Raw genomic sequence first — 262 nt, 5'->3', positions numbered from 1 at the left:
CAGAGCCTCGGTGAACGCCGTGTCGTACAAAGTTTTGGTCGCCTCCGGCAAGGTCTGGATCGCGACGGAGTCAAGCGCCGCCGGAATGCCGGCAATACCCTGGAGGCGGACAGCCAGTGCCGCCGCGAAGATCGCGCCGAAAATGGACACGCCGACGGAGCCGCCGATCGACCGGAAGAGTGTGACGCCTGAGGTGGCGACGCCCAAGTCCTCGTAGCGGACAGCGTTCTGTACCGCGAGAACGAGAACCTGCATGACCATC

General features: G+C 64.1%; 1 pseudogene. It reads right to left on the bottom strand.

The features are described from left to right. A pseudogene (locus SB764_RS41580) lies at positions 1-262 on the bottom strand (EmrB/QacA family drug resistance transporter); the annotation flags it as partial.

The sequence above is a fragment of the Paraburkholderia sp. SIMBA_027 genome (assembly GCF_046535315.1).
GTDB classification, from domain to species: domain Bacteria; phylum Pseudomonadota; class Gammaproteobacteria; order Burkholderiales; family Burkholderiaceae; genus Paraburkholderia; species Paraburkholderia tropica.
This window is presented reverse-complemented; position numbering and strand designations above follow the sequence as displayed.